The organism is Rathayibacter sp. SD072, from assembly GCF_017355185.1.
Classification (GTDB): domain Bacteria; phylum Actinomycetota; class Actinomycetes; order Actinomycetales; family Microbacteriaceae; genus Rathayibacter.
The window spans coordinates 1-19190 of the sequence record NZ_JADILJ010000011.1 but is presented as its reverse complement, the minus strand read 5'-3'; the positions used below and the strand labels follow the sequence as shown (position 1 = coordinate 19190).

Below are 19190 nucleotides of genomic sequence, written 5' to 3'. Positions count from 1 at the left end.
GGAACCGGCCTAGCGGCAGGTCGTGAGCGAGCCGACCGACGCCTGGAACGTCGGCAGACCGCCGAGCAGCGTCACGTAGTCGAGCTCGTGCGCCTGCAGCTCGACGCGGGTGTCGTACGGGACGCAGTCCCGGTAGCCGAGGTAGAGCGGAGCACCCAGGGCGGCGGCCGTCGGGCCGACCGAGAGCGCGTCGGCGAACGAGTCCGCCCGGGCGAGGAACGCGCGGTCCTGGAGCTCGAACGGCGGGTACGCGGCGTTGAGGAGGTGGCTCGTGGCATCACGGCTCGCACCGGCGATCCGGTCGACGTCGCCGACGAGGCCGGAGGCGGCGAGATCGGCCTCGATGCCCGCCGAGATCGAGGGGGTGCCGCCGACCAGCTGGCCCAGGCCTGCGTCCAGACGGTCGATCGCCGCGCGGGTCGGCGCGTCGAGGGCGCTCTGGGCCCCGTTCACGAGGATGACCGGCTGGCCCTTGCGTCCGGCGATCGGCGCGACGGAGAGCGCGTCGGGGAAGTTCAGCCCGGTGGGCAGGAAGACCTCGCTGTACTCGCCGGCGGGGAACGCGTCCTCGACGATCATGCGGCTGGTCTCGTAGCGGTCCAGTCCGCCGATGCGCTGAACTTCGTCGGTCGGCGACAGCGCGTCGATCGCGCGGAACACGTCCTCGCTGACGGAGGGGGTGAGGCCCACCACGATGATCTTCTCGGGCTGCAGTCGCTGGATCTCGGCGGCAGTGACGGGGAACAGCTGCCCCGGATCGGTGAGCAGCAGCGCTCCGCCCCGGAACGAGGCCGCCGGACCGGCGGTGAGGGCGTCCGGCCAGTTCGCGCCGCTCGCGACGTAGAGCACCGGGACCGTCCCCGGGAAGCCCAGCTGCGTGGTCTTCGCCGAGGTGCCGTACCGGTCGTCGCCCGCGATGCGGTCGGTGGCGGACCCGAAGTTGTCCATGGTGAAGTCGATGCCGGTGCGACCAGCGGTCGTCAGCGGGACGACCCGCGCGTCCTTGAGCCTCGACCTGTCGAAGTAGTACTGGTCGTCGAAGTCCGGGTAGCCGGGCTGCGTGACGCGGAACTTGTACGAGCCGACCGGCAGTGCCGCGGCGCCGCTGAACGACCAGTCCGAGGTGCTGAGCGCGGCGCCCGAGGTCGCCGTCTCGCCGAGGAGGCGGGGCCGCTCACTGCTCGCCGGGTCGATCCACCAGGCCTGGACCGTGTAGTCGGCGACGCCCTCGAGGTAGCTGCTGTCGGGGGTGCTGACCGTCCCCGCGACGGAGGCGGTGCGCGGAAGGGTGACGACGATCTCGGCGCTGGCGCTGATCGGGTCGGCGTCCTCGGGGCTCGGGGTGTCGCCGTACCAGGTGGGGTACCAGGTCGTGCTGCCGGTCACCGACGCCTGCAGGTGGTACGGGCCGCCGGCGGGAAGGGGCACGCTGAAGGTGGCTCCGGTGGCCGTCTCGCTGACGGTCTCGAGGTCCTCGTTCGTGACGCGCACGGTGTACGCGTCGCCTTCCGGGGCCGGATGCGCCTCGTCGACGCCCGAGAGCGCGAGGGTGCCCGTCACCACGATTTCGCCCTCGGCGGCCGCGGCGACGGGGTCCGCGGAGGCGGCGGGGGGCGCGGGGGCCGGTGACGGAGCGGTCTCGGTGGACGTCGCCGATCCCAGCGGAGGGAGCGGAGCGGCGCTCGCTGCAGGGCCGGTGGCGAGACCGGCGAGCAGCACGGCGGCGAGACCGACGGAGCTGAGGGGGACGAGGCGCGGCGCGCGACGGCGGCGTGTGGGCACGGCAGATCTTTCGAGAGGATTCGCGGCGGGCCGCGGCGGACACGGTGTCTGCATGCTAGCTGCGGGCCGAGGAGGGCTCACGGGGGCGGGGGTCGCGCGGGTTCCCCCGAACGGTGGGTACGACGTCGGGCGCGGACGTCGGCGGAGGAGGGCCGGAGGAGACGCCGCCGACCCGCGCTCCGCACGGATCGAGCGTCAAGGAACGAGTTCTCAGCGGATCCCTGCGCCGAGCGGTGGGAATCGCACGATCCGCGCGTGCAAGACTGGGCGCGAGCGTGCGCCACCCCGTGATGATCCTCCGCGGGGTCCGGCGCCACTGGACCCGGTCCGCTCATCCGCAGCCTTTCGCAGGAGGACTCGAATGACCGACACCGCTGTGCTTTCCGCCGCCCCGACCCGCACCCCCGTCGCCAAGACGATCCTGATGTGCCGACCCGAGCACTTCACCGTCGTGTACCGGATCAACCCGTGGATGGATCCGCAGGTCCCGACCGACACCGCGCTGGCCGTGCGCCAGTGGCAGACCCTCTACGACACCTACGTCGGCCTCGGCTTCGACGTGCAGCTGATCGACCCCGAGCCGGGCCTGCCCGACATGGTCTACGCCGCGAACGGCGGCTTCGTCATCGACGGCATCGCCTACGGCGCGTCCTTCACCTACCCGGAGCGGCAGCCCGAGGGTCCGGCGTACATGGACTGGTTCCGCGGCGCCGGCTTCGACGTGCGCGTCCCCGAGGAGGTCAACGAGGGCGAGGGCGACTTCCTCCTCGTCGGCGAGCGCATCCTCGCCGGCACCGGCTTCCGCTCCGCCTCCGACTCGCACGCCGAGGTCGCCCGCGTCTTCGGCCGCGAGGTCGTGACCCTCGAGCTCGTGAATCCGTCGTTCTACCACCTCGACACCGCGATCGCCGTGCTCGACGACGAGAACATCGCCTACCTGCCCAGCGCGTTCAGCGACGAGGGCAACCGCGTGCTGCAGGAGCTCTACCCCGACGCGATCCTCGTGTCGGAGGAGGACGCCTCCGTCCTCGGGCTCAACTCCTTCTCGGACGGACTGCACGTCGTCATCGCCTCGCGCGCCGTCGGCTTCGAGCGCCAGCTGCGCGAACGCGGCTACGAGCCGATCGGCGTCGACCTGTCCGAGCTGCTGCTCGGCGGCGGCGGCGTGAAGTGCTGCACCCTCGAGCTGCGCCGCTGACCCGCGATCACGAGAGGACCGACATGAGCATCCTGGACACGACCACCGCCTCCGCCGCCCTGATCGCCGAGGAGCAGGCGCACGCCGCGCACAACTACCACCCGCTGCCCGTCGTCGCCGCGACCGGCGAGGGCGCCTGGATCACCGACGTCGAGGGGCGCCGCTACCTCGACTGCCTGGCCGCCTACTCCGCCGTCAACTTCGGCCACTCGCACCCGGTGCTGCTGGCCGCGGCCCGCGACCAGCTCGACCGCGTCACGCTCACCAGTCGGGCGTTCCACAACGACCGGCTCGGCCCGTTCGTCACCGCGCTCGCGGCGCTCGCCGGCAAGGACATGGTCCTGCCGATGAACACCGGGGCGGAGGCGGTCGAGTCCGGCATCAAGGTCGCCCGCGCGTGGGGCTACCGGGTCAAGGGAGTGACGCCGGGACGCGCGAACATCATCGTCGCCGCGGGCAACTTCCACGGGCGCACGACCACGATCATCTCGTTCAGCGACGACGCGGAGGCGCGCGACGGCTTCGCCCCGTTCACTCCGGGATTCCGCACGGTGCCGTTCGGCGACGCGGCGGCGCTGGAGGCGGCGATCGACGAGGACACCGTCGCCGTGCTGATCGAGCCGATCCAGGGCGAGGCCGGCATCGTCGTGCCCCCGGCCGACTACCTGCCCGCCGTCCGTGAGATCACCGCTCGCCGGAACGTGCTCTTCATCGCCGACGAGATCCAGTCGGGACTGGGCCGTACCGGTGCGACCTTCGCCTGCGATCTGGTCGGAGTCGTCCCCGACGTGTACCTGCTGGGGAAGGCCCTCGGCGGCGGCATCGTGCCGGTCTCGGCCGTGGTCGCGAATGCCGACGTGCTCGGAGTGCTGCAGCCCGGTCAGCACGGCTCGACCTTCGGAGGCAACCCGCTCGCCGCCGCCGTGGGCCTCGCGGTCGTCGAGATGCTCGCCACCGGCGAGTACCAGGCGCTCGCCGTCGCCCGCGGCGCACAGCTGCACGCGCGGCTCACCGCCCTGATCGGCCGTGGCGTCATCGCCGTGCGCGGAGCCGGACTCTGGGCGGGCATCGACATCGACCCCGCGCTCGCCACGGGCCGGGCCGTCTGCGAGGCGCTGATGGCGCGCGGTGTGCTGGCCAAGGACACGCACGGATCCACGATCCGCCTCGCTCCTCCGCTGGTGGTGACCGAGGACGAGATCGACTTCGCGGTCGACGAGCTCGAGGCGGTGCTCGAGAGCCTCCGCTGATCCCCGGCCGGTTGTCAATCCTCTCCGAGGCGGGGGCCGATCGCGAGAGGGTCGTCCAATGGTTCTCCGTGTGCTCCCCACGCCGGCTCCTCCTCGGGAGCGTCCGGCGCACGTGCGACCGACCCCGCATGTCCCCGCGTCGCCCCCGCGGCGCACTCCGCTCTCCCCTTCCGCACGGCTCGTCGCGCGGACATCCCCAGGAGTGGTCGACGTGCACGAACCCGAACAGCTCCCCGTCCCTCCCGAGCGCGTGCTCCGCGATCTGCTCGACGCGTTCGCGCAGCCGGGCGCCGTCGACCCGGGCCTGGCTCGTCACGTGCTCGGCCACGTGCAAGAGGCGCTCGACCGGCTCGAGATGCGGCGCCGCATGCCCACGCTGATGGTGCCGCGGTCGGCGGTGGACGAGATCCCGGATCCGCCGCCGGTCCCGCCCGCGGCGCTCTGACCCGGGGAACGTCGGCCGAGGGAGTGGTCCGGCGGCTGCCGTTCGCGACGGATCGGACCACAGCGGCTCCCCGTTGGACACGATCTGCTGCTCTGAGCGGCTCAGAGCAGCGGAAAGTGCCCGACGGTGGCCGCTGGGCGAGGAGATCGGGCTCGGCCGAGGAGCGCCGGGTGCCACTCGGCGTCGTTCTGCGTGGTCAGTCCCCGTCGCGGACCGTCGAGAGCGGCTCCGTGATGCTCTCGAGGCTGCGGCGCTCGGCGTCGACCCCGAAGATCAGCGCCACGACGCCGCCCACGATCATCACCCCGGCCCCGACGAAGTAGCCGACGGTGAGCGGACCGCGGTCGCTGCCGTCGCCGATCAGCACGCCGTAGAGGGTGGGAGCGATCGCGCCGGCGATCTGGCCGAGGGTGAAGAAGTACGAGATGGCCTGGCTGCGCAGCTCCAGCGGGAAGATCTCGCTGACGGTGAGGTAGGCGCTCGAGGCGCCCGCGGAGGCGAAGAAGAAGGACACGCACCAGAGGATCGTCTGCGTCGTCGCGGTGAGCACGTCCATGCTGAACAGCACGGCCGACAGGGCGAGGACCGCTCCCGAGACGCCGTAGGTGAGGAAGATCATCTTGCGGCGGCCCCACACGTCGAACAGGTGGCCCAGCACCAGCGGGCCGATCAGGTTGCCGATCGCGAACGGGAAGAAGAAGTACGAGACGGCGCTCTGCTCCACGTCGTAGAAGTTCTCGAGCACCAGTGCGTAGGTGAAGAAGATGGCGTTGTACAGGAAGGACTGCGTGACCATCATGGTCGCGCCCACCAGCGTCCGCTTCGGATACTGCCGGATGAGGACCCGCGCGATCGTGCGGAACGGGATGCTCTCGGTGGCCTTCACCGTGATCGCCTTCGCGTCGTCGACCGGCTCGAGCACGCCCCCCTCCTTCTCCACGCGCCGCTCGATCTCGTCGACGGTGCGCTCCGCCTCCTCCTCGCGGCCGTGCGTCATCAGCCAGCGGGGGCTCTCGGGGATGTGCCGGCGGAGGTAGATGATCGCGAGGCCCAGGATCGGGCCGAGGAAGAAGCCGAGCCGCCAGCCGATGTTCTCGGCGAAGATCTCGTCGTTGAGGAAGAAGAGGTTGGCGGCGGAGCCCAGCGCGGCGCCGCCCCAGTAGGTGCCGTTGATCGCGATGTCGACGCGTCCGCGGTACTTGGAGGGGATCAGCTCGTCGATCGCGGAGTTGATCGCCGCGTACTCGCCGCCGATGCCCATGCCCGCGAAGAAGCGGAACACGGCCAGGAACGCGTAGTTCGGCGAGAGTCCCGCGATGCCGCTGGCGAGGAGGTAGATCACCAGGGTCAGGATGAAGAGCTTGCGGCGGCCCAGCTTGTCGCTCAGTCGGCCGAAGATCAGGGCGCCCGCGATCTGGCCGACGAGGTAGACCGTGCCGAGCACGCCGACCTGGGCGGCCGAGAGGTCGAACTCTCTCGCGAAGCCGGCGCTCGCGACGATCTGGATCTCGAGTCCGTCGAGGACCCAGGAGAATCCGAGTCCGACGACGATCGACCAGTGGAACCGGGTCCACGGGAGCCGGTCGATCCGGGCGGGGACGAGGCTCCGGACGGGGCTTCTCGGGGTGTCGGTGGTCGACATGGCGCGCGCCTTCCTGTCGCCCCGGTTCGTTCTGCGGGAGGCCCCTCCGGTCGCGGCGAGACACGACGATAGACCCGCACGGGATTCGTATGGCCGGGCTATCGGAGTAGGGCCGCGCGGGTGTAGAACAGTGCGTTTCGGGACGCGCGGCTCCTCCCCACTCGTGGATCTGCACGCTTCTCCACCGGCTCGTCCACCCCGGAGCCCGTGCCGGGGCGGCTTGGCTAGGTTGAGTCCATGATCGTCGCGACGCCCGCGGGCACCCCCTCCTACGTCCTCAGCGAAGGCCCCGTCTGGGACGCCTCCACCGGCCGCCTCACCTGGGTCGACATCGAGTCCGGAGCGGTGCTGTCGGCGCCGCTCGGGGCCGAGGGGCTGGGCGCCGTCTCGCGCTCGGACGTCGGCGAGCAGGTGGGCTGCGCGCTGCCGCTGGGCGACGGGCGCGTGCTCGTCGCGCTGACCCGCCGCCTCGCGATCCTCGAGGTCGACGGGTCGCTCACGCGCGGCTCCGAGCTGCTGCCCGAGGGGCACCGCTTCAACGACGGCTCGATCGACCCGCAGGGCCGGCTCGTCGTCGGCTCCCTGACCCTCGGCGAGTCCGTCGGCGACGACGTGCTGCTGCGCCTCGAGCACGACGGATCCGTCACCGTCCTCGACCACGACCTGCGGCTCTCGAACGGGCTCGGCTGGTCGCCGGACGGCGCGGTGATGTACTCGATCGACACCGAGTCCGGCGTGATCTTCCGCCGCCCCTACTCCGACGGGTCGCACGGCGCGCGCGAGACGTTCGTCGAGCTCGAGGAGGGCGTCTTCGCCGACGGGATGACCGTCGACGCCGACGGGCGCCTCTGGGTCGCGATCTGGGGCGGCTCCGGGGTGCGGGTCTACGACTCCGAGGGGCGCCTCGTCGAGGGCGAGGGCATCGAGGTCGACGCGCCGCACTCCTCGAGCATCGCCTTCGCGGGCGAGGGGCTCGACGTGGCGGTCGTGAGCTCTGCGTCGCGCGACCTGTCGGCCGACGAGCGCCCCGCGCATCCGTTCGCGGGCGGGCTCTGGCTCGCGCGTCCGGGGGTGCGCGGGCTCCCGGCGACGCGGTGGGTCGAGACGCGGCTGCCCTGAGGGGTCGGGACGCGGCTGCCGTGAGGGGTCGGGATGCGGCTGCCGTGAGGGGTCGAGACGCGGCTGCCGGAGAAGGGCGCGGGGGCGCGCGGCTCGGCCGCTGCGACTCGGTCGCCGCGGGACGCGGGGGCTACGCGCTCGGCTCGGCCGGGTCCGCGGAGGTCGACGAGGCCGGCTGCGGGGTGAGCGTCACGCGCGAGATGCGGTAGCGATCCGTCTCGGCGACGCGGAGGAGGTGCTCGCCGACGCCGATCGAGTCGCCCACCACGGCCACTCGGCCGATGCGGTCGAGGATGTAGCCGCCGACCGTCTCGTAGGGGCCGTCGGGCAGCTCGACGCCGAGCATCTCCTCGAGGTCCTCGAGGATCATGCCTCCGTCGAGGTCGTGCAGCTGCTCGGCCGCCTTCGCGTCGACCTCCTGCCGGGCGCCGTCGTACTCGTCGTAGATCTCGCCGACCAGCTCCTCGAGCAGGTCCTCGAGCGTGATGATGCCGTCGGTCCCGCCGTACTCGTCGACGACGACGGCGATCTGATGGCCGTCCTGCCGCATCGTGCGCAGCGCTGCGAGCACCTTCGTCGATCCCGGGACCGCGAGGATCGGCCGGGTGATGTCGGCGACGCTGCTCGCGGTGCCCTCCTGGGCGGCGTCCGGGAACGCGGCCATCAGGTCGCGGACGTGCACGAAGCCCAGCACGTCGTCGCGGTTCTCGCCCACCACGGGGTAGCGGGAGTGCGGCTGGTCGAGGACGGCGCGGTAGCCCTCCTCCAGGGGGAGCTCGCCGCGGAGGAAGTCCACGTCCGGTCGCGGGCGCATGACCTCGGCGACGCGGCGGTCGTCGGCGCGGAAGATGTCGGTCAGCAGGCGGCGGCTGTCCTCGTGGATCTCGGTGTTGCTCGAGATCATGTCGCGCACCTCGTCGGCCGAGACGCTCTCGCCCTTCTCGCGCGGGTCGGCGCCGAGCAGGCGCACGACGCCGTCGGTCGAGACCGAGAGCAGCCAGATGACGGGGCGCATCAGGCGCGCGAAACCGTTGAGCGGCGGGGCCAGGACCTTGGTGAACGCGACCGACTTCTGCATCGCGAGGCGCTTGGGCACCAGCTCGCCGAGCACGAGCGAGAGGTAGGCGATGACCAGCGTGAGGCCGATGAAGGCGACGGTGGAGGCGACTCCGGCCGACAGGCCCAGAGCCTCGAGCGGCGGGGCGAGGTCGGGCGCGATGGTCGACGCTCCGTAGGCGGACGAGAAGAAGCCGGCCAGCGTGACGCCGATCTGCACGGCCGAGAGGAACGTGTTGGGGTTCCGCACGAGGGTCGCGATGCGGCCCCCGCGCTCGCCCTGCGCCTCGATCGCGCGGACCTGGCTCTCGCGGAGGCTGACGATCGCCATCTCGGTGCCGGCGAACACTCCTCCGATCAGCACGAAGAGGACGACGAGGCCGATGTTGAGAAGGGTGTCGAGATCCACGGAGCAACAGTAGGGATGCCCGCCGTGAGAACGCCTCGCGGATTCTCAGGGGTGCGCTGAGCGGCCCGACTCCTGGGGCTGCCTGACTCCCTTCGAGTCCGCAGGAGTCGTCGTACTGGGTGGTCGAGTACGACGACTTCTGCGGAGTCGCTGGCCGGGTGGCTTCAGGCGCGGCGAGCACCGCGCCGAGTCCGCGGGAGTTGTCGTACGTGGCGTCGAGTACGACGACTTCTGCGGAGTCGCCGGCCTGGTGGGTTCGGGCGCGGTGAGCATCGCCTCCGAGTACGCGGAAGTTGTCGTACTGGGCGTCGAGTACGACAACTTCTGCGGAGGCGGAGGCGGAGGCGGAGGCGGAGTCGGAGTCGGAGTCGGAGTCGGAGTCGCAGCCGCAGTCGGAGTCGGGCGACCGGGCGCCGGTCAGACCAGGCGGCGGGAGCCGTCCGACAGCAGGCGGAACCAGCGGCCGCCGTAGCCGTCGATCGGGATCGACACCGCGCCGTCGTCCCCGACGGGGTACTCCTCCGAGCTCAGCGAGTCGACCAGGCGCGCGCCGGGCTCCACGTCGGGCAGGGTCAGCGCCGCCGTCCGCGGGCTCGAGGCGAAGTTGTGCACCGCGACGGTCGAACCGGTCGAGGCCGACATCCGGTGCGCGAAGACGCACGACTCGTCGGCGGGGAGGTACGTGTACTCGCCCCAGCCGATCTCGGGGGAGCGGCGGTAGAGCCACGCGAGGCCCTTCAGATGCGCGAGCAGCGACTCCGGGGCCTTGAGCTGATCGGCGGCGTTCACGTGCTCGGGGCCGAAGCCGTCCCCGGTGACGGGCGCGATCAGATCCGACGCGTCGGCCCGCGAGAAGCCGCCGTTCGCGGCCGAGCTCCACTGCATCGGGGTCCGCACGGCGCTGCGGCCCGGGACCGACGCGTTCTCGCCCATGCCGATCTCCTCGCCGTAGTAGAGCACCGGGGCGCCGGGCAGCGAGAACAGCAGGCTGTAGACCATGCGGAGGCGTCGGGGATCGCCGCCCAGCATCGGCGGGAGGCGGCGGACGATGCCGCGTCCGTGGATCCGCTGCGACTCGTCCGGGGCGAACGCTGCGAAGACCTCGTCGCGCTCCGAGTCCTCGAGCTGGTCGAGGGTCAGCTCGTCGTGGTTGCGCGCGAAGTTCGCCCACTGGCTGCCGACCGAGATCTCGGGACGGCTCGCGAGCGCCTCGGCCAGCGGCGCGGAGTCGCCGCGGGCGAGCGCCAGGTAGAGGCGCTGGTTCGCGATGAAGTCGAACTGCATCGAGAGCTCGTCGGCGTCGGACCCGCCGAAGAAGGCGAGCTGCTGGTCGCGGCTCACGTTGACCTCGCCGAGCATCATCGCCTCGCCCGAGCGGCGCGAGACGAAGCGGCGCAGCAGGCGGAGCCACTCGTGCTCGTCGTGCGCGCCGGGCTCGATCAGGAACGGGACCGCGTCGACGCGGAAGCCGTCGACTCCGAGCTGCAGCCAGAATCCGACCAGCTTCGCGATCTCGTCCCGCACCGCCGGGTTGTCCGTGTTGAGGTCGGGCTGGTGCCGGTAGAAGTTGTGCAGGTAGTACTGGCCGGCCTCCTCGTCGAAGGACCAGACGCCGTCCTCCACGTCGGGGAAGACGTTCGCCGGCTGGTCGGCCGGCGGCTCGTCGCGCCAGACGTAGTAGTCGCGGTACGGGCTGTCGGGGGAGGAGCGCGCGGCCTGGAACCAGGGGTGCTGGTCGGACGTGTGGTTCACGACCAGGTCGATGATCACGCGCATGCCGCGGTCGTGCGCCGTGCGGATCACCTCGACGACGTCGCCGTGGTGGCCGTAGCGCTCGTCGACCCCGAAGAAGTCGCTGATGTCGTAGCCGTTGTCCTTGCCGGGCGAACGGTAGAACGGCGCCAGCCAGAGGCAGCTCACGCCGAGCTCGGCGAGGTAGTCGATGCGGTGCGCGAGGCCCTCGAGGTCGCCGACGCCGTCGTCGTTCCAGTCCATGAAGGTCTTCACGTCGAGGTTGTAGTAGACGGCGGAGCGCCACCACAGGTCGCTGGTGTCGGTCAGTCTCATGCGGAGCGCTCCTGGAAGTCGGGGAGGACGGTGGTGCCCATCGCGTCGAGGAACTCGTCCTGCTCCTTGCCGACGTGGTGGAGGTAGACGCGGTCGGCGCCGCAGTCGGCGAAGAGCGCGATCGCGTCCGAGAGCTCCTGGGCCGAGTCGGTGCAGAGCACGGACTCGGCGACCTGGTCCTCGGTGGTGCGCTCGGCGGCGAGATCGAAGTGCTCGGTCGTGTCGAGGTCCCAGCAGAGCGGCGGCTCGAAGATGTTGGTGCGCCACTGGTCGTGGGCGAGTCTGCGGGCGGCGGGCGCGCCTCCGCTCTGCGAGGGCACGTACGCGACCTGGGCCTGCACGATGACCTCGCCGCGACCGCCCGCGTCGCGGTAGGCGGCGATGGTGCGGCGCAGCTTGTCCTCGGGCTGGGAGATGGTCGCGAAGCCGTCGGCCCACTCGGCGAGCCAGCCCGCGGTGGCGGCCGTCACTCCGGCTCCGACGAACGGCGGAGGGATCGCGGGCAGCGACCAGACGCGGGCCCGATCGACCGTGACGAGGCCGCGGTGGCTGACCTCCTCGCCGGCGAGCAGGGCGCGCATGATGTCGACGCACTCGCGGAGGCGGGCGTTGCGCTCGGGCTTGGCGGGCCAGCGCTCGCCGGTGACGTGCTCGTTCATGGCCTCACCGCTGCCGAGGGCGACCCAGAAGCGGCCCGGATTCATGAGCTCGAGGGTCGCGGCGGCCTGCGCGATGATCACCGGGTGGTAGCGCTGGCCGGGGGCGTTGACGACTCCGAAGCCCAGCGGAGTCGACGCGAGCGCGGCGCCGAGCCACGACCAGGCGAAGCCGGACTCGCCCTGCCGCTCGCTCCACGGCGTGAGGTGGTCGGAGCACATGCCCTCGGTGAAGCCGACCTCGCCGGCGCGGCGGGCGACGTCGAGGGCGGTGCGGGGGTCGAGCTGCTCGTGCGAGACGTGCAGGCCGATGGTGGGTGCGGGCATGGGGCGGCTCCGGAGGGTCGAGGGTGGGGGTCGTCCTGCATCGACGGTAGGTGCAGGGCGGATCCGCGTCTGCTCGTTGATTTCTCAGGGTCGTGGGGGTGCTGGGAAAGCGGGCTGGTGCTCGAGTCCGCAGGAGTTGTCGTACTGGGGCTCGAGTACGACGATTCTCGAGGAGTCGGTGGCGGCGGCAGCGGGGGCGAGAGAGTGAAGGTGCTCGAGTCCGCAGGAGTTGTCGTACTGGGGCTCGAGTACGACGACTTTCGAGGGGTGGAGTGCGAGGAGTGGGCGCCGTCCACCCCCGGAGCCGCACGCGCCGCGACCGTAGGGTGAGGGCATGCATCCCCTCGACGCCCGGGACCCGCTCGCGCAGTACCCCGAGCTCTTCGTCCGCACCCCCGAGGTGCGCTCCTACCTCGACGGCAACTCGCTCGGGCGGCCGCTGCGCGCAAGCATCGAACGGCTCCAGCGCTTCGCCGAGAAGGAGTGGGGCGGCCGCCTCATCCGCGGCTGGTCCGAGAGCTGGCTCGAGATGCCGCTCACCGTCGGCGACGCGCTCGGTGCCGCGGCGCTGGGAGCGGCGGCCGGGCAGACCGTCGTCGCCGACTCCACCACCGTGCTGCTCTACAAGCTCGCCCGCGCGGCCCTCGCGCACCAGCTGCCCCTCGGCCGCGACGAGATCGTGATCGACAGCGACAACTTCCCGACCGACCGCTACGTGCTCGAGGGCATCGCGGCCGAGACCGGAGCGACGCTGCGCTGGATCCGATCCGCGCCGGACGCGGGGGTGCGGACGGAGGAGCTCGCGCCGGTCCTCGGCGACCGCACCGCACTCGTGCTGCTCAGCCACGTCGCCTACCGCTCGGGCTTCCTCGCCGACGCGGCCACGATCACCGCGCAGGCGCACGACGCGGGCGCGCTCGTGCTCTGGGACGCCTCCCACTCGGTCGGCTCCGTGCCGATGCAGCTCGACGCGTGGGGCGCCGACCTCGCCGTGGGCTGCTCCTACAAGTACCTCAACGGCGGTCCCGGCGCGCCGGCCTGGGCCTACGTCGCCGCGCGGCACCAGGAGTCGCTGGCGCAGCCCATCCAGGGCTGGATGGGCGTCGCGGACATGTTCGAGATGGGTCCCGGCTACCGTCCCGCCGAGGGCATGCGGCGCTTCCTCAGCGGCACGCCGCCGATCACCGGGATGCTCGCGATGCAGGACATGATCGCGCTGATCGCCGAGGTGGGGATGCCCGCGATCCGCGCCAAGTCCGAGGCGATGACGGCGTACGCGCTCGAGCTGATCGACGAGTGGCTGGTGCCGCTCGGCGCCCGCGTGGCGACTCCGCGCGACCCCGCCGCCCGCGGATCGCACGTCACCGTCGACCACGAGAAGTCGGCCGCGCTGGTGCCGGAGCTGCAGGCGAGGGGCGTGATCCCCGACTTCCGGAACCCGGACGGCATCCGGATCGGACTGTCGCCGCTGTCGACGACGTTCGCCGAGCTCGAACTCGGGCTCGCGGAGGTGCGCGACTCGCTGCGCTGAGCGCGCCCGTCCCGCTCTGCCCCGCCCCTCCGCGACCTGTCAAGCGGCCCCCGCTCCGCGCCCCGCATGCCTAGCGTCGAACAGAGGTCGCGAGCCGCGCGGCCGACGCGAGGAGGGCATCCGATGGGTTTCTGGGGACAGCACGACGCCGGACGCGAGACCAGGCCGGTCGACGAGCCGGTCGGCGAGCTCGAGCTGGTGCACGCGTTCGAGAGCGGGCCGATGCCCACCGGGGTGAGCGTGTCGCACACCGGGCGGATCTTCGTGAACTTCCCGAAGTGGGGCGACGAGGTGCCGGCGACGGTCGTCGAGCTGCGCGACGGAGTGGCGGTGCCGTTCCCGAGCGAGGAGTGGAACAGCCCCGCGAGCGACCACGACGAGACCGCGCTCGTCTCGGTGCAGAGCATCGTCGTCGATCCGGCCGACCGGCTGTGGATCCTCGACACCGGCAGTCCGCTGTTCCAGCCGACGGAGCGGGGCGGACCGAAGCTCGTCTGCGTCGACCTCGCCACCGACACGGTCGAGAAGGTCATCGTCTTCGAGCCCGACGTCGCCCTGCCGACGACCTACCTCAACGACGTGCGCTTCGATCTGCGCCGCGGAGTCGCGTACATCACCGACTCCGCCGACTCCGGCCCCAACGGGCTGATCGTGGTCGACCTCGAATCGGGCACGGCCTGGCGCCGCTTGCACGAGCACCCCTCGACCAAGGCGCTCACGCCGCCCGAGATGGTGGCTGTGGCGGAGGGACGCGTCCTGATGAAGCGGCCCGAGGACGGCGATCCGCAGCCCGTCACCATGGGTGCCGACGGCATCGCGATCTCGGCCGACGGCGAGCGGCTCTGGTACTGCCCGCTCGTCTCGCGGCGCTGGTGGAGCGTCTCGACGGCGGCGCTCGCCGACCGGGCGGTGTCCGACGACGAGGTCGCGGCGACGGTCGTCGACGAGGGCGACAAGGGCGGCGGATCCGACGGACTCGAGACCGACGCGCTCGGCCGCTTCTACGCCACCGACTACGAGCACAACGCGATCCTGCGCCGGCGCACCGACGGCGTGCTCGAGACGCTGGTCCACGACGAGCGGATGCTGTGGCCCGACACGATGTCGGTCGCGACGGACGAGCACCTCTACTTCACGGCGAACCAGCTGCACCGCCAGGCCGACTACCAGGGCGGAGTGGACCTGCGCGCGTATCCGTACTCGCTGTTCCGCGTCGCGATCGGAGCGGGGCCGGTACTGCTGCGGTGACGGGGCGGGGAGGGTCTCGATACGCCGCCGGTGGCGGGCTACTCGACCAACAGGGTCTGCTGATCGAGTAGCCCGCGGAGCGGGCGTATCGAGATCCCCGTCCTCGGGCGGTGGCGGGATACGCCGGTGCGCGGCCACTCGACCAGCAGGGGAGTCAGCGGGCCTTGCGGGTCTGCCGGGCGTTCTCCTTCTGCAGTGCCTCGACGAGCTCGTCCTTCGTCATGCGGGAGCGGCCGGAGATCTCGAGGCGCTTGGCGAGGTCCATCAGGTGCGCCTTCGAGGCGTTCGCGTCGACTCCGCCCGCCGTCTCTCCGCCGCCGTCGGTGCCGCGCTCGGCGGCCCGCGAGTCGGACGGACCCTTCTCGTCCTTGCGCTCCCAGTGGTCGCCGACCTTCTCGTACTCGTGCTTCAGCGCGGCGAAGGCGGTGCGGTGGGCGCGCTCGCCCTCTCCGTAGCTCTCGACGGCGGAGTCGTGCGCGGCCGACCAGAGGTCCTGCGCGTGCTTCTCGGAGCGCTCGATGGTCGACGGTATCTCGTCGCGTGCGGGCATGGTGCCTCCCTCTCGTCCCCTCCGACGCTACGACCCGACTCCCGCCGCCATCACCCCGTTGACGAGCCCGCGAGATGCCACTCCGGTACGCCCGCGTCGGCTTGTCGCGTACCGGAGTGGCATCTCGTGGAAGGGCGTCAGCCCAGCAGGCGCTCGCGCACGAAGTCGCTCGCGAAGCGTCCGGAGGGATCCCATTCGCCCACCAGCGCACGCCACTCGGGCAGGTGCGGGTAGAGCGGGGCGATCTCGTCCGCTCCGACCAGGAAGTGCTTGCCCCAGTGCGGGCGCGCGCCCAGCGGCAGCAGCGCGCCCTCGACGGCGGGCAGCACGGCGTCGACTCCGGCGCGGTCCTTCGCGAACGTGAAGTGGATGCCGACGCTGTCGCGCCCGGACGCCGGGGACAGCCACTGGTCGTCGCCCGCCATGGTGCGCAGCTCCGTGATCAGCAGCACCTCGTCGATCCGGTCGCCGATCGCGCGCAGTGCGACGATCGCCTCGCGGATGCGGTCGCGCGGCACCATGTACTCGCTCTGGATCTCGTCGCCCGCGCTCGGCTCGCGGTCGAGGCGGAAGTGCGGCAGCCGCTCGGACCACGGCCCGACCGACCCGCCGAACGGGTTCAGGTTCGAGTCCACTCCCTCCGACACGGCGAAGAGGCTCGCGGAGGCGGCGACCGCGCCCAGGTGCGTCGCGTCGACGTCGGCGACGCTCCCCTTCTCGACCTTCGTCTTCAGCCACAGCTGCTCGACGGTCGGGCTCGACCAGTGCGTCATGAGGCTGACGCTGTAGGCGGAGGAGGTGATCGCGTCGAAGTCGTCGAGCACGCGGTCCCACGGCAGGTCGACGAACGCGTCCTGCCGCACGTCGAAGGTGGGCTGGATGTCGAGGGTGACGCGGGTCACGATGCCGAAGGCGCCGAGTCCGACGACCACGCCCTCGAAGCCGGGCTCGCCGCGGCGGATCGTGCGGAGCGAGCCGTCGGCGGTGACGATCTCGAGCGCCGAGACGGCGGAGGAGAGGTTGGCGTTGCGGTCGCCGGACCCGTGGGTGCCGGTCGAGATCGCGCCGGCGACCGAGATGTGGGGGAGCGAGCCCATGTTGTGCAGGGCGTAGCCGGCCGCGTGCAGGTGCGAGGCGACGATGCCGTAGCGCGTCGATCCGCCGACCGTGATCGTGCTCGCCTCGGCGTCGATGACCGGTTCGGGCGCGATCCGGCCCAGGTGCACCAGGGTGCCGGGGGTGTCGGGCAGGGCGTTGAAGGAGTGGCGGGTCCCGAGGGCGCGGATCCGGTCGCTCGAGCGGACCAGGGACTGCACCTCCTCGATCGACTCGGGCTCGAGGATGTCGGCGGCGTGGTACTCGTACGTGCCCGCCCAGTTGCTCCGTTGCGTCATGCGTCCATTGTGCCGGTGTGCGCTCGGTTTTGTTGCTGTGTGCAACGAATTTGCGCGTGCGGAGGGGGCGGGAAGCGGCGGGGGCTGCGATGGCGGTCCCGTGCTCTCGCGAAGAGGACCCGTGGCGTGCTCTCACCTGCGTCTGAGCCCCGGTTCGGGGCGAGTCGCGTGCTGAGGCGGTCGCGAGTGGTCGCGAAGCGGGCTGCGCCTCGCACCTGCGCCCCGGTTCGGGGCGAGTCGCGTGCTGAGGCGGTCGCGAGTGGTCGCGAAGCGGGCTGTGCCTCGCACCTGCGCCCCGGTCCGGGGCGAGTCGCGCTCTGCCCAAAGGGGTCGTCGGCGCGACGCAGGACCCCCCGCCTGCGCTCCGGATGGCGTCCACCCGCGCCCCGTCCGGTCACGGAGTGGACGCGAACCGCGGTGCGAGAAGGGGCCGCATCCCGCTCCGCGCCCGCCCGTCTCCCGTGCGACAGCGGGCGTGCACCGCGGCCCTCAGTACTCGATGCGCCCGCGCCGGTCGTGGAACTCGCCGGTCGGGCCGTCGGCGCCGAGCAGGGCGAGCGCGACGGTCGCGTCGGTCCCCTCCGTCACCGTCTGGTGCCCGCTGTTGCCGTTGAAGTCGGTCGCCGTGTAGCCGGGGTCGCTCGCGTTGATCCGCATCGCGGGCAGGTTCTTCGCGTACTGCACGGTCAGCGCGATCACGGCCGCCTTCGACGCCGCGTAGGGCACCGCGAGAACGGGGAACTCGTCGTGCCCCTCCGTCGACAGGGAGCGCGGCCAGCCGACGCCCGACGCCACGTTGACGATCACGGGGGCGGAGGAGCGGCGCAGCAGCGGCAGCGCGGCCTGCGTCACCCGCACGAGGCCGACCACGTTGGTCTCGAGCACGCTCGCCATCGCCTCCGCCGAGAGGTCGTCGACGCCGAACGAGGTGCCGAGCACGCCGGCGTTGTTCACGAGGACGTCGAGGGAGGGGAGCGAGGCGAGGGCGGAGTCGACGCTCGCCTGGTCGGCGACGTCGAGTTGCACGATGCGGGCGCCGAGCGCGCGGACGTCGTCGCCCGTGGCGGGGTCGCGCAGGCCGGCGTAGACGGAGTGGCCGGCCTCGAGGAGGCGGCGGGCGGTCTCGAGTCCGAGGCCGCGGTTGGCTCCGGTGATCAGTGTCGTTGTCATGTCCCCAGCGTGCGGCACGTCGACGACGGCGCCCAGGTACCGCTCGACAGGGGGACCACCGGTACCAGGACCGGCGCCCGCGAACGGAGGACGATGGGGGCATGAGCGAGTTCGCGAGTGTCCTGCGGTCCTGGCGGGAGCGCGTCCGCCCGGCCGAGGTCGGCCTGCCCGCCGGATCCGGCCGTCGCACCGCCGGGCTGCGGCGCGAGGAGCTCGCCGCCCTCGCCGGCATCAGCGTCGACTACATCGTCCGTCTGGAGCAGGGGAGGGCCGTGAACCCGTCGGCTCAGCTGCTCGGCGCGCTCGCCGTCGCCCTGCGGCTGACGGAGGAGGAGCGCGACCACCTCTTCCGGGTCGCCGGAGTCGCGCCGCCGACCCGCGCGCAGGTCCCGCGCCACATCACGCCGGGCGTGCAGCGGATCGTCGACCGGCTCGGCGACGTGCCGCTCGCCGTCTTCAGCGCCGCCCACGACATCCTGCTCTGGAACCCGCTCTGGGCCGCGGTGAACGGCGATCCCTCGGCGCTCACGGGGCTCGACCGCAACCTGGTGTGGCGGCACTTCACGCAGGGGCACGCGGGCACCGACTTCGACGAGCGGCACGAGGAGGAGTTCGCGGCCGACCTGACGGCGGATCTGCGCACCGCGGTGGGCCGCTACCCCGACGACCGCGCGCTCGCGCAGCTCGTGACGCGGCTGCTGGCGGAGTCCCCCGACTTCGCCCGCCGCTGGTCCGAGGCGCGGGTCGCCGAGCACCGATCGAGCCGCAAGACGCTCACCTCGACTCCGGTCGGACCCCTGACGATCGACTGCGACGTGCTGAGCGTGCCGGGCAGCGACCTGCGGATCGTCGTCTACACGGCCGCCCCCGGATCGGGCGACGAGGCGCGCCTCGACCTGCTGCGGGTGACGGGCCTGCAGGAGCTGGCGCTGGCCTGAGGCGGCGTCACGGGCGTCCTTCGGAGTGACCGATCGCAGAACCTCAGCTGAAAAGGGGGTCTGTCCGCTGTCAGCCGTCGGACCCCCTTCTCAGCTGAGGTTGTGCGCGTCGTGGGCCTCCCGGGGGTGCCCGGAGCGGCTCGGCCCCGATCGCATCGTGGCCGCCTCCCGCCAGGTTCCTCGAATCGTGGAGCACGCTCGCCGTGACTCTTTCCCACACTCCACGCAGAGCGGAGTCGAAACCCGCGATGGCAGGCTGGAAACCTGACCGCAACACGGTTTCCCCCTGCATCGAGGAGCGCACGCGGACCGCGGACGGAAATCCTCCGTGCGACGAGGCGCTCGCGTCGGAGCCGCTCGAGCAGGCGGTGAGGGCGGTGGTGGTGGCCAGGGCGACGGCGAGGAGGG

The 19190-nt window shown here is 71.9% G+C and carries 15 protein-coding genes; 7 read left to right on the top strand and 8 right to left on the bottom strand.

Features of this window, described 5'->3' with window-relative positions:
• Positions 1 to 9: 9 nt before the first annotated feature.
• Positions 10 to 1782, bottom strand: a complete 1773-nt coding sequence (locus IOC53_RS19420) for a cell wall-binding repeat-containing protein (protein WP_207403543.1) — start codon at positions 1780 to 1782, stop codon at positions 10 to 12.
• A 361-nt stretch (positions 1783 to 2143) separates the two neighbouring features.
• On the opposite strand from IOC53_RS19420, the gene ddaH reads away from it, so the two are divergent.
• From ddaH to IOC53_RS06425, 3 genes are all read left to right on the top strand, one after another.
• Positions 2144 to 2980 (top strand): dimethylargininase, encoded by an 837-nt coding sequence (gene ddaH / locus IOC53_RS06435; protein ID WP_207403542.1) that lies wholly within the window; start codon positions 2144 to 2146, stop codon positions 2978 to 2980.
• Between the two features lie 23 nt (positions 2981 to 3003).
• The gene (gene rocD, locus IOC53_RS06430) at positions 3004 to 4230 is read left to right on the top strand and encodes an ornithine--oxo-acid transaminase (RefSeq protein ID WP_207403541.1); all 1227 of its coding nucleotides are present in this window, start codon (positions 3004 to 3006) and stop codon (positions 4228 to 4230) included.
• A gap of 211 nt (positions 4231 to 4441) precedes the next feature.
• Positions 4442 to 4675: a hypothetical protein gene (locus tag IOC53_RS06425; protein WP_207403540.1), complete on the top strand. Its 234-nt coding sequence runs from the start codon at positions 4442 to 4444 to the stop codon at positions 4673 to 4675.
• A 196-nt stretch (positions 4676 to 4871) separates the two neighbouring features.
• On the opposite strand, the gene IOC53_RS06420 is transcribed toward IOC53_RS06425, so the two are convergent.
• Positions 4872 to 6317, bottom strand: coding sequence for an MFS transporter (locus IOC53_RS06420; protein WP_207403539.1), 1446 nt, complete (start codon positions 6315 to 6317; stop codon positions 4872 to 4874).
• A 237-nt stretch (positions 6318 to 6554) separates the two neighbouring features.
• Here IOC53_RS06420 and IOC53_RS06415 point away from each other — a divergent pair, with 237 nt between their 5' ends.
• Entirely contained in the window at positions 6555 to 7436 is an 882-nt protein-coding gene (locus IOC53_RS06415; RefSeq protein WP_207403538.1) for an SMP-30/gluconolactonase/LRE family protein, read from the top strand.
• A 130-nt stretch (positions 7437 to 7566) separates the two neighbouring features.
• Here IOC53_RS06415 and IOC53_RS06410 read toward each other — a convergent pair whose 3' ends face one another.
• From IOC53_RS06410 to IOC53_RS06400, 3 genes are all read right to left on the bottom strand, one after another.
• Positions 7567 to 8901 carry a hemolysin family protein gene (locus tag IOC53_RS06410; RefSeq protein WP_207403537.1) on the bottom strand — a complete coding sequence of 445 codons (1335 nt, stop codon included), beginning with the start codon at positions 8899 to 8901 and terminating at the stop codon, positions 7567 to 7569.
• Positions 8902 to 9318: 417 nt separating this feature from the next.
• The gene (locus tag IOC53_RS06405; protein ID WP_207403536.1) at positions 9319 to 10968 is read right to left on the bottom strand and encodes an alpha-amylase family protein; all 1650 of its coding nucleotides are present in this window, start codon (positions 10966 to 10968) and stop codon (positions 9319 to 9321) included.
• The gene (locus IOC53_RS06400) at positions 10965 to 11951 is read right to left on the bottom strand and encodes a TIGR03885 family FMN-dependent LLM class oxidoreductase (RefSeq protein ID WP_207403535.1); all 987 of its coding nucleotides are present in this window, start codon (positions 11949 to 11951) and stop codon (positions 10965 to 10967) included. The genes IOC53_RS06405 and IOC53_RS06400 overlap by 4 nt, the downstream gene beginning before the upstream one ends.
• 334 nt (positions 11952 to 12285) lie before the next feature.
• On the opposite strand from IOC53_RS06400, the gene IOC53_RS06395 reads away from it, so the two are divergent.
• Positions 12286 to 13482, top strand: a complete 1197-nt coding sequence (locus IOC53_RS06395; RefSeq protein ID WP_207403534.1) for a kynureninase — start codon at positions 12286 to 12288, stop codon at positions 13480 to 13482.
• A gap of 123 nt (positions 13483 to 13605) precedes the next feature.
• Positions 13606 to 14730 carry an L-dopachrome tautomerase-related protein gene (locus IOC53_RS06390; protein WP_207403533.1) on the top strand — a complete coding sequence of 375 codons (1125 nt, stop codon included), beginning with the start codon at positions 13606 to 13608 and terminating at the stop codon, positions 14728 to 14730.
• A 154-nt stretch (positions 14731 to 14884) separates the two neighbouring features.
• On the opposite strand, the gene IOC53_RS06385 is transcribed toward IOC53_RS06390, so the two are convergent.
• The 3 genes from IOC53_RS06385 to IOC53_RS06375 form a co-directional block, all read right to left on the bottom strand.
• Positions 14885 to 15280: a ChaB family protein gene (locus IOC53_RS06385; RefSeq protein ID WP_207403532.1), complete on the bottom strand. Its 396-nt coding sequence runs from the start codon at positions 15278 to 15280 to the stop codon at positions 14885 to 14887.
• A 137-nt stretch (positions 15281 to 15417) separates the two neighbouring features.
• Positions 15418 to 16674, bottom strand: a complete 1257-nt coding sequence (locus IOC53_RS06380) for a D-arabinono-1,4-lactone oxidase (RefSeq protein WP_207403531.1) — start codon at positions 16672 to 16674, stop codon at positions 15418 to 15420.
• A gap of 489 nt (positions 16675 to 17163) precedes the next feature.
• Complete coding sequence (locus tag IOC53_RS06375) at positions 17164 to 17844, bottom strand: SDR family NAD(P)-dependent oxidoreductase (RefSeq protein ID WP_207403530.1); 681 nt, start codon at positions 17842 to 17844, stop codon at positions 17164 to 17166.
• A 101-nt stretch (positions 17845 to 17945) separates the two neighbouring features.
• Between IOC53_RS06375 and IOC53_RS06370 the strand changes: the two genes are divergently transcribed.
• Positions 17946 to 18782: a helix-turn-helix transcriptional regulator gene (locus tag IOC53_RS06370; protein WP_207403529.1), complete on the top strand. Its 837-nt coding sequence runs from the start codon at positions 17946 to 17948 to the stop codon at positions 18780 to 18782.
• The last annotated feature ends 408 nt before the right edge of the window (positions 18783 to 19190 follow it).

Excerpts from the sequence above, each read along its gene's own strand:
- IOC53_RS06375 (WP_207403530.1), bottom strand. The coding sequence starts at position 17,844 with ATGACAACGACACTGATCACCGGAGCCAACCGCGGCCTCGGACTCGAG.
- IOC53_RS06405 (WP_207403536.1), bottom strand. The coding sequence starts at position 10,968 with ATGAGACTGACCGACACCAGCGACCTGTGGTGGCGCTCCGCCGTCTAC.
- IOC53_RS06400 (WP_207403535.1), bottom strand. The coding sequence starts at position 11,951 with ATGCCCGCACCCACCATCGGCCTGCACGTCTCGCACGAGCAGCTCGAC.
- rocD (WP_207403541.1), top strand. The coding sequence starts at position 3,004 with ATGAGCATCCTGGACACGACCACCGCCTCCGCCGCCCTGATCGCCGAG.
- IOC53_RS06415 (WP_207403538.1), top strand. The coding sequence starts at position 6,555 with ATGATCGTCGCGACGCCCGCGGGCACCCCCTCCTACGTCCTCAGCGAA.
- IOC53_RS06370 (WP_207403529.1), top strand. The coding sequence starts at position 17,946 with ATGAGCGAGTTCGCGAGTGTCCTGCGGTCCTGGCGGGAGCGCGTCCGC.
- IOC53_RS06380 (WP_207403531.1), bottom strand. The coding sequence starts at position 16,674 with ATGACGCAACGGAGCAACTGGGCGGGCACGTACGAGTACCACGCCGCC.
- IOC53_RS06420 (WP_207403539.1), bottom strand. The coding sequence starts at position 6,317 with ATGTCGACCACCGACACCCCGAGAAGCCCCGTCCGGAGCCTCGTCCCC.
- IOC53_RS06395 (WP_207403534.1), top strand. The coding sequence starts at position 12,286 with ATGCATCCCCTCGACGCCCGGGACCCGCTCGCGCAGTACCCCGAGCTC.
- IOC53_RS06385 (WP_207403532.1), bottom strand. The coding sequence starts at position 15,280 with ATGCCCGCACGCGACGAGATACCGTCGACCATCGAGCGCTCCGAGAAG.
- ddaH (WP_207403542.1), top strand. The coding sequence starts at position 2,144 with ATGACCGACACCGCTGTGCTTTCCGCCGCCCCGACCCGCACCCCCGTC.
- IOC53_RS06390 (WP_207403533.1), top strand. The coding sequence starts at position 13,606 with ATGGGTTTCTGGGGACAGCACGACGCCGGACGCGAGACCAGGCCGGTC.